Origin of the sequence: Streptomyces sp. NPDC127106 (assembly GCF_042677605.1) — a bacterium.
Lineage (GTDB): Bacteria > Actinomycetota > Actinomycetes > Streptomycetales > Streptomycetaceae > Streptomyces.
Map to the genome: position 1 here is coordinate 39,382 of NZ_JBHXTC010000057.1, position 8,352 is coordinate 47,733.

Sequence of the window (8,352 nt, forward strand, 5' to 3'; positions counted from 1 at the left end):
GGGCCGCGGGCCCCGGCCCCCCGCGTCGGGGGGGCCCGCCCTCCCCCCGGCGCGCGGCTGCGCCCCCCCCCCCCCCACCCCCCCCCCCCCCCGGGGGTCGTGTCGCTGGTCGCCTGCATCAGCGGGTTGTCGCTGGAGGCGGACGGGGAGGGCCTCGCCCGGCAGTGCGAGGACACCGATTCGCCGGCGCAGTGGTGGCGGCTGGAGCCCGTCTGACCGGTGCCCGCCCGGGGGAACCGCCACCCCGGGGAACCGCCCGGGGAACCGGCGGCCCCGGGGCCTGCGGGTGTGTCAGCTCGCCCCGTGGGCCGGGGCGAGGGTCTCGACGCGTTCCGCGAGGGTGAAGTCCGTCTCGGTGACGGAGTCGCCCGCGCTGTGCGTGTTCATCGACAGCCGGACGGTGTTGTAGCCGAGGGTGAGGTCGGAGTGGTGGTTCAACTCGTCCTGCACGGCGGCGATGTGGGCGACGAGCGCACTCGCCGCGACATGGGAGCCCAGCCGGTAGGTGCGGCTGATCCGGTCGCCCTCGAACGCCCATCCGGGCAGTTCCCGCAACCGGTCCTCGATCTCCTTCTGCGAAAGCGGCTCGGCTGCCATCGGCATGCTCCTTCCCCGTGCGGGACGAACTCCTGACGTGGGCTCAAGGTTCCCACAACCGGGGCCCTCGGGAAGGGTGCGCGCGGCGGGACGCGCGGCCTTTCCGCTGTGGCGGCGTCCCGCTTCGCGGACCGTGGCCGACCTGCGGGAAGGCTCCCTGAGGTAGCGTCATGCGCATGGCGACCACGACACGTGCGGGCAGCGGCTCCGTCGGATCCCTGCTCCGCTCCTGGCGTGAGCGGCGCGGCATCAGCCAGTTGGAGCTGGCGGGCCGCGCCGACTCCTCCGCCCGCCACATCAGCTTCATCGAGACCGGCCGGTCCAGGCCCAGCCAGGAGATGGTGCTGCGGCTCGCGGACCGCCTCGACGTCCCGGTACGTGAGCGCAACGCGCTGCTGCTCGCCGCCGGGTACGCCCCCCACTACGCGCAGACCCCGATGGACGACCCGGCGATGGGCACCCTCCGCGAGGGCCTGGAGCGGCTGCTGACGGGCTACGAGCCGTACCCGGCGCTGGTCGTGAACGCCATGTACGACGTCGTCGCCGCCAACCGGGGCATCGCCATGCTGCTCGACGGGCTGCCGGAGCACCTGCTGACCCCGCCGCTGAACGCGATGCGGATCACCCTGCACCCGGAGGGGCTCGCGCCGCGGATCCACAACCTCAGTCAGTGGCGCGGGCACCTGCTGGCGCAGATGGAGCGGCAGATCGCGCTGGCCCGCTCCGCGCCGCTGCGCGCCCTGTACGAAGAGGTCGCCGCGTACCCGGTGGCCGCCCGCCCGGGCGACGCCGAACCCGCCGAGCCCGTCCCGTACATCGCGCTGCCACTGGTCATCGAGCACGACGGGCACCGGCTGTCCTTCGTGTCGTCCATCGCGACGTTCAACACACCGATGGACGTGACCGTCGCCGAGCTGGCCATCGAGACGATGCTCCCGGCCGACCCGGCAACGGTGAAGTACCTGCGTTCACTGGGGCCCTGAAGCCCCGGTCCCACGCCCGGTCGCGGTCGCGGTCGCGCGCAGCGACAGCTGCTGGAGCAGGGCGAAGCCGGCGACGGTGAGGGCCTGGGCCGGGATCCAGGCCAGGCCCGCCGCGGTGGGCGCGTCCCACAGGAAGAGCGAGGCCAGGCTGAGCACGACCCAGACGCAGTTGGCCTCGATGACAAGCTTCACCCCGAAGACCGGGGGCCGGCGGCGGGAGGCCAGCCAGCCGACGCCGGCGGCGTAGGCGGTGAGGAAGAGGCCGAGCTCGAACAGGGTGGCCGGGCCGATGCCGAGCAGCCGCCCGATCGGGGCGCTGAAGGCGGCGTACGCGAGGCCGTTGGCCCCGGTGACGAGGGCGTCGAGGGCAAGGAAGCGGCGCAGCGCGGTCTGCGGGGCGGCGGTGCGGGCGAGGCCTGCGATCAGGGTTGCGGACATGGCGGATCAGCCTCCGTGAAGGTCGGGGTCGAAGGGCCGTGCGAGGCGCCGGCGGACGGACGGCCGGGAGGCGGCGCGGGGGCTCCGCGGGCTTCCGTGTACCGGTGCCCCCACTGTGCCGCGCGCCCGCGGCGGGGTCGATTACCTCCGAGGTCATGCCGGGCAGCGCGGTGCGCCGGGCGGTGCGCCGGGCGGCGCGGGTCGCGCCAACCTTCTTTGACTCACATCGCAAGAAACGTTGGGGTTCTTATGTCCCGCTGCGACCCGGAGGGCTAGGCTGCACGAAGTCGAAGCTCTCGAACGTCCAGTCGACATACGGAGAACCTCACGGTGGCATCCGACGCCCGGCCCGACCTCGCCACGACCTGGTCGCGCGTCGCGGCGTTGGCGGCGGGACGCGGCCAGGACCCGGCCGAGGTGCTGGACACGGAGCGGCTGGGCCGGCTGAGCGGGGTGGAGCCGGAGCTGATCCCCGCGGTGGTGGCCGGGACGGCCCCCGCGGTCCCGCTGTGCGAGCGGGTGCACCGGCGCTTCCTCCGGCTGCGGGCCACGCGCCGCGACCGGCACGGCCGGGAGTGGCCGCTGGCCGCCATCGCCGACGAGTTCGACGCGCCCGGCGCCTCCTTAGGCCCGCTCAACGCGGGCACCGGGATGCCCGGGCTCGGCCACGCCGCCGGTGTGCAGCGGTTCTTCGGGGTGTACGCGGGCTTCCTGCTCGCCGACAGCAAGAGCGCGGTGGAGCGGGCACTGGCCACCACCGCGGGCGAAGCCTGTACCAGGGCCGCGGCGGGCGCCCCGGTGACCGGCTCCGGCGCCGCGGACGACCTGGATCACCTGTCGTACCTGACGGGCATGCCCCCGCACGCCGTCGCGCAGACCCTCGACGGCCGGCCGCCCCGGCTGCCGCTCAAGGAGCAGGTCCACCAGCGGTTCACGCACCTGCGCCGCACCCGCCGGCGGCCGGACGGGCAGGCCCACTCGCTGACCGCCATCGCCCGGTCCTTCGACGCGTCCGGCCAGTCGCTGACCCGCCTGGCCCGCGGCGACGGGCTGCCCAACCTCGCCGCGGCCGCCGGGATCCAGCGTTTCTACGGGGTCGAGGGCGGTTTCCTGCTGGCCGACGACACCGAGGCCCTCGCCACCGCCCTCGCCGGCATCGAGTACGGGCTGCGGTCCGCGGAGACGGACGCGGAAGACCCGATGCTCGCCGTCCTGCGGGCGCACGACGTGCGCAGCATCGTCACCCGGGCCGGCCGGCTGTCCGCGGCGGGCTGGAAGTCGCTGGCCGACCACTTGGACGATCTGCTGGCGCGGGAAGGCCTAATCGGGGGCCCGGGCGCGCACCGTGAACACCCGGCCCGCACGGCACGGGGCCGTGAAGACACCGCCGAGGGGGGAGCGCCATGAGGACCACACGGACCATGCGGAAGCTGGGCGCGGATCTGCTGGCGGAGGTGCGCCTGACGCCGCCGGCCGATGCCGCCGCGATCATCGGAAGCCTGTGCGAGGCGTACGGCCGCAGGCGCGGCGGCCGGCCCGTGGACTTCCGCTTCGCCGGATTCCCGCCGGACACGGCCAGCGGACTGTGGCTGGAGCTCGCGGACCGCGACCTACTCATCATCGAGGAGCGCACCCGGCCCGAGCACCAACTCGTCATCGCCTGCCACGAGTTATGGCACCTTGAGGAAGGCACCTGCGACGGTCACGGGCCGGGCATGGCCGTGGCCGCCCGGCTCGCGGGACGCCACGGCGACCTTGCGGAACTGCTGCACTCCGAGACCGGTCTGGGCAGCGTCGTACGACAGGCGGCCGCCCGCGCGGACCACGAGGACCCCGCGGAGGTCCGGGCCGAGACCTTCGGCCTGCACCTCGGCAAGATCCTCAAGGGCTATCTGCAGCCGCCCTGCCAGGAACCGCTCCCCGAGGCCATCGAGCGCATCAAGTCCTCGCTCGGCTGGGGCCGTTGAGTGCACCCCTGCGGCGCAGCCCGGCGCCGCGGCGGCCACCGGCCCGCCCGTCCCGCCGCCCCTGCCGACGCACCTCACGCGCCGCTGCCCCCGCACGGCCCCGACAGAGAGCCCACCACACACGATGACCCAGCCCACCCCGCCCCGCCACGCCGTCGTCATCGGCGGCAGCATGGCCGGCCTGCTCGCGGCAGCGGTGCTCGCCGAGCACGCGAAGGTCACGATCATCGACGCCGACACGCTGCCCGACAGCCCGGCGCCGCGGCGCGGGCTCCCCCAGGCCCGGCACGTCCACGTCATGTGGTCGGGCGGGGCGCGCGCCATCGAGAGGATCCTGCCGGGCATCACGGAGGCCTGGATCGCGGCGGGTGCCATCCGCCGGAGCCTGCCCACGGACCTGGTCACCAAGACGGCACAGGGCTGGATCCCGCGCTGCGGGGAGAAGCAGTTCAACATTTCGTGCAGCCGCGACCTGCTCGACGCCGTGGTCCGCGCCCGCGTGACGGGCCTGGGCGGTGTCACCACCCTGCAGCAGAGCCGGGTGCGGGCGCTGGAGGGGACGGCGGCCCGCGTCACCGGCGTCCGCGTCGACACCCCCGGGCAGGAGGGCCTGCTGGTCACCGCCGACCTCGTCGTGGACGCCAGCGGGCGCGGCTCCCGCTCCCGGGCCTGGCTCCAGCAGCTCGGGGTGGGCGGGATCCGACAGGCCCAGGTGGACTCCGGGCTGGTGTACGCGACCAGGATCTTCGAAGCGCCGCCCGGGGCCCACGAGATGGGCTTCCCCATCGTCAACGTGCAGTCCGACCCACGGGTTCCCGTGCCGGGGCGGACTGCGACGATCGTGCCCATCGAGAACGGCCAGTGGCAGGTCACCCTGTCGGGCACCCGCGGCGGCCAGCCCACCGGCGACCCTGACCGGTTCATCCCGTTCGCCAAGGGTATCCGGGACCCGGTCGTCGGCGAGCTCCTCGAAGGCCGCAAGCCGCTCACCGACGTCGCCGTCACCCAGGGCACCGCCAACCGGCGGGTCTACTTCGAGAAGGCCGACCTGCCCGACGGGTTCTTCGCCGTCGGGGACTCGGTGGCCACCTTCAACCCGCTGTACGGGCAGGGCATGACCGTCGCCGCCCAGGGCCTGCTGGCCGTACGGGCACTCCTGCGCGCCAAGGGGCCCGCCCGCCCCTCGTTCGGCCGCGAGGCGCAGCGGGCGCTCGCCCCGATGGTGGCCACCGCCTGGGAGCTGGCCACCTCCCAGGACATCCTCTACCCCGGGGCCACCGGGATGCGGCCGCGGGCCGGCGTCGGCCTGCTGAACGCGTACGTCAGCCGGCTGGTGACGGGCGCGACCACCCGGGAGGCGCTGACGGCCGCGTTCCTCCAGGTCATCACGATGAGCAGCCCGCCCACGTACTGGATGCGCCCCTCGGTGGTGTGGCAGGTGCTGCGCGCCTCGGACCGGGGCGCGCTGCAGGCGCCGCCGCTGACCGCGGCCGAGCGGGCCGTCGCGGGGCTCGACCCGGCGGCCGGGCGGGCCGGACCCGCGGCCCCCGGTCCGGGCGGCCCCGGTCCGGGCGGCCCCGGTCCGGGCGGCCCCGGTCCGGGCGGCCCCGTCGATCCGGTGGGCCCGGTCGGCCAGGCGCGATGACGGACGGGCTCATCCTCTACGTGCCGGGGTCGGTGCTGATCCTGGCGTTGCTGATCAAGGCGCCGACGCTGCGCAGGAACTGGGACCAGCCGCTGATGCGGGCGGTGTGCACGCTGCTGGTCGTCGGCTGCCTCGTGATGTTCCTCGCGGCGCCGCCGACGATCTCGGCGGTGAACGGGCTCACGGGCATCACCAATTTCTCCGCGCCGCTGGTGTACGCGGTGCTCACGGCGTTCTCGGGGTCGTGCGTCGTCCTGGTGCTGCACTGGGGCGGTGGCCCGCCCGCGGTGGTGCGCCGGGCGACGCGGCTCACGTCGGTGGTGTTCGGGGCCGTCGCCGTGCTCATCGTCCTCCTGTTCGTGATGGGGGACGCGCCGGTCGAGCGGGTGCGGGACCTGGACACGTACTACGCCAACACGCCCTGGGTGCGCGAGATGATCGTCTGCTATCTGCTGGCGCACCTGGCGGGCAGTTCGGCCCTGACGGGCCTGTGCTGGAAGTGGCTGCTGCGGACGGACCCGTCGCTGCGGCCGCTGCGGACCGGGCTGGCGCTGATCGTGCTCGGCGGGGTGGCGGACCTGGGCTACCTGGTGGTGAAGTGGGCGGCCGTGGGCGCCCGGTGGGCGGGCCGCGACTGGGACGGGCTGTCCACGTACGCGGCCCCGCCGCTCGCGGCATCGTCGGCCCTGATGGTGGGGGCCGGGTTCATCGTGCCGCTGGTCGGCGGCTCGGAGGCCTGGCGGGACTACAGCCGGTACCGGCGGCTGCGCCCGCTGTGGAAGGCGCTGCGCGGCTTCGCCTCGCCGAGTGTGCGGACGGTGCCGCTGACCTGGTGGTCGCCGATCGGGATCCGGCTGATCCACCGGGAGTCGGTGATCGACGACGGGATCCTGGCGCTGGGCTGCTGGTTCGACCCCGGGGTGCGGTGCGCCGCGTACGAGGCCGCGCGCGCCCAAGGCCTGGACGGGCCCCGGGCCTCGCTGGTGGCGGACGCGGCGATGCTGGCGGCGGCCGTGCGGCGCCGGGGGGCCGCCGAGCGGGCGGGCTGTGTCGGGGAGCACCGCAAGGACGCCGACCAGGGACCGGCCGACCCGTACCGGCTGGACTCGACGCCGCTGACGGCACTGGCCCGGGAGTTCCGCTCGTCGCCGATCGTGGCGGCCGTACGCAGCGGCCACGACGACCGCGGAGCGTGACCGGCGGCGTCCACGCGGCCGGGTCGGGCGGGGGGCGCTCAGGCGGCGAGGGCCTCCCCGGGGCCGGGCGCGGGTCCGGGCTCGGGCTCGGGCTCGGGGTTGCGGGCGAGCCAGGCCCCGTACGAGCGGACCCGGCGCCAGTGGCGGAGCTGGTCGAGGGCGAACGCGGCCCGGGCCGAGGCGTGCGGCCGCGGTTCCAGGCCCCGGGCCAGCCGGTGCAGCTGGAAGCGTACGAAGGCCAGCAGGCCGGCTCCGGCCAGGTCCCGGTCCCTCCATCGCAGCCGTTCCACCGTGACGCGTACGTCCTCCCCGGCGCGCCAGCGGGCCGGCAGGTCGGGGCGGAACGCCAGGGCGGAGGCGAGGCCGACGACGGCGAAGCCGCGGTCGAGGACCCGGCCCGCGGTCTGGCTGCGGGCTATCCCTCCGGTCAGCATCAGCGGCATGGTGGCGGACTCGACGAACTGTTCGGCGAAGGCGAGGAAGTAGGCCTCGCGCTCCAGGGTCCGCAGGTCGGCCGTGCGGCCCAGGGTGGCGGGACTCTCGACGCTGCCCCCGGACAGTTCGACCAGGTCGACGCCGAGACCGCCGAGGATCCCGAGGACCCGGCCGGCGTCCTCGGTGTCGAAGCCGCCGCGCTGGAAGTCTGCGGTGTTCAGCTTGACCGCGACCGCGAAATCGTCCCCGACCTCGGCGCGGACGGCCCGGACGACCTCGGTGAGCAGCCGGACCCGGTGGGGGAGGCTGCCGCCCCAGCCGTCGGTGCGCCGGTTGACCAGCGGGGAGAGGAACTGGCTGAGGAGGTAGCCGTGGGCGGCGTGTATCTGGACGCCGTGGAAGCCGGCCTCCCGCGCCCGTCGGGCGGTGACCGCGAAGCGGTGGACGGTGGCCCGGATGTCGGCCTCGGTCATCGCGGTGGGGCGGGCGAAGCGCTTGGTGTGCTTGCCGAGGCTCACCCCGACCTCGGAAGGCGCCCAGGCGGTGCCGGGCATCTCCGCGCCCACCTGCCGGCCGGGGTGGTTAATCTGCATCCAGACCTGGCCCCCGCCCGATGCGGCGGCCCGGGCCCAGCGGCGGAAGGGGCCGAGGGGGGCGTGCGCGTCGAGGACGATCGTCCCGGGCGCTGTCAGGGCCCGGCGGTCCACCATCACGTTGCCCGTGATCAGTAGTCCGGCGCCGCCCTGCGCCCACCGGCGGTAGAGGCGCTCGATGCGCTCGCCGGGCAGCTGCCCGGGCCCGGCGAGGCCCTCCTCCATCGCGGCCTTCGCGAGGCGGTTGGGCAGCCGGCCGCCGTGGGGCAGGTCGAGTGGCGTGAAGAGGTCCATCTGCGCTCCCCCGGACCGCCTGTGGCACGTGTCATCCGTATATGTATTCGGCCGACAAGATACCGTCACGTGTCCGAGAAGCGTCAGTCCCCTGCCGGTCCTGACCGCGGCTGCCGCAGATGCGCGGGGCCCCGGACCGCCCCGGTGTCGTTTAAACAAAATGCGCTGCCGAGCACCAAGCACGTTTAGATCTCGGGGGGGGGC

Annotated in this window: 8 protein-coding genes; 5 read left to right on the forward strand and 3 right to left on the reverse strand. The window is 74.8% G+C overall.

The features are described 5' to 3' along the window. Positions 1 to 291 precede the first annotated feature (291 nt). Positions 292 to 597 carry a 4a-hydroxytetrahydrobiopterin dehydratase gene (locus tag ACFVGY_RS31480; protein WP_385683844.1) on the reverse strand — a complete coding sequence of 102 codons (306 nt, stop codon included), beginning with the start codon at positions 595 to 597 and terminating at the stop codon, positions 292 to 294. A 176-nt stretch (positions 598 to 773) separates the two neighbouring features. On the opposite strand from ACFVGY_RS31480, the gene ACFVGY_RS31485 reads away from it, so the two are divergent. Then, positions 774 to 1,580: a helix-turn-helix domain-containing protein gene (locus tag ACFVGY_RS31485; protein ID WP_385683847.1), complete on the forward strand. Its 807-nt coding sequence runs from the start codon at positions 774 to 776 to the stop codon at positions 1,578 to 1,580. On the opposite strand, the gene ACFVGY_RS31490 is transcribed toward ACFVGY_RS31485, so the two are convergent. Then, positions 1,566 to 2,018, reverse strand: a complete 453-nt coding sequence (locus ACFVGY_RS31490; protein ID WP_385683850.1) for a hypothetical protein — start codon at positions 2,016 to 2,018, stop codon at positions 1,566 to 1,568. The two genes, ACFVGY_RS31485 and ACFVGY_RS31490, sit on opposite strands and share 15 nt — an antisense overlap. A 330-nt stretch (positions 2,019 to 2,348) precedes the next feature. Here ACFVGY_RS31490 and ACFVGY_RS31495 point away from each other — a divergent pair, with 330 nt between their 5' ends. From ACFVGY_RS31495 to ACFVGY_RS31510, 4 genes are all read left to right on the forward strand, one after another. Continuing rightward, entirely contained in the window at positions 2,349 to 3,425 is a 1,077-nt protein-coding gene (locus ACFVGY_RS31495) for a hypothetical protein (RefSeq protein ID WP_385683852.1), read from the forward strand. Next, complete coding sequence (locus ACFVGY_RS31500; protein ID WP_385683855.1) at positions 3,422 to 3,985, forward strand: toxin-antitoxin system, toxin component; 564 nt, start codon at positions 3,422 to 3,424, stop codon at positions 3,983 to 3,985. Before ACFVGY_RS31495 ends, ACFVGY_RS31500 begins: the two co-directional genes overlap by 4 nt. A 124-nt stretch (positions 3,986 to 4,109) precedes the next feature. Then, positions 4,110 to 5,630 (forward strand): NAD(P)/FAD-dependent oxidoreductase, encoded by a 1,521-nt coding sequence (locus ACFVGY_RS31505; protein WP_385683858.1) that lies wholly within the window; start codon positions 4,110 to 4,112, stop codon positions 5,628 to 5,630. Continuing rightward, positions 5,627 to 6,826, forward strand: a complete 1,200-nt coding sequence (locus tag ACFVGY_RS31510) for an MAB_1171c family putative transporter (protein ID WP_385683860.1) — start codon at positions 5,627 to 5,629, stop codon at positions 6,824 to 6,826. The genes ACFVGY_RS31505 and ACFVGY_RS31510 overlap by 4 nt, the downstream gene beginning before the upstream one ends. 38 nt (positions 6,827 to 6,864) lie before the next feature. On the opposite strand, the gene ACFVGY_RS31515 is transcribed toward ACFVGY_RS31510, so the two are convergent. Then, positions 6,865 to 8,148 carry an NADH:flavin oxidoreductase/NADH oxidase family protein gene (locus tag ACFVGY_RS31515; RefSeq protein WP_385683863.1) on the reverse strand — a complete coding sequence of 428 codons (1,284 nt, stop codon included), beginning with the start codon at positions 8,146 to 8,148 and terminating at the stop codon, positions 6,865 to 6,867. Between the last annotated feature and the right edge of the window lie 204 nt (positions 8,149 to 8,352).